Below are 250 nucleotides of genomic sequence, written 5' to 3' on the forward strand. Positions count from 1 at the left end.
GAGCAAAAAGAAGTGCTATTGAAGCTCGAAGACGGTGACAAGCCTGCTGGTCCAGCATTACTTAAACAGGAACTGGGGTTAACGGATCGTGAATCAGAAGTGCTGCATTGGATTGCCAATGGCAAATCCAATCGAGACATTGCGGAAATCTTAGAGATGAGCCCGCGTACGGTGAATAAACACCTTGAACAAATCTTTCCTAAACTTGGTGTAGAAAATCGTACGTCAGCGGCAGGCGTAGCATTACGAG

General features: G+C 46.4%; 1 protein-coding gene. It reads left to right on the plus strand.

Going from position 1 to position 250, the window contains the following annotated elements; translation table 11 throughout:
- A partial coding sequence (locus tag AAEY75_RS16405; protein ID WP_352260223.1) for a response regulator transcription factor occupies positions 1-250 on the plus strand: 250 nt, incomplete at both ends.

Source organism: Psychrobacter sp. TB55-MNA-CIBAN-0194 (assembly GCF_040309505.1).
Taxonomy (GTDB): domain Bacteria; phylum Pseudomonadota; class Gammaproteobacteria; order Pseudomonadales; family Moraxellaceae; genus Psychrobacter; species Psychrobacter fozii.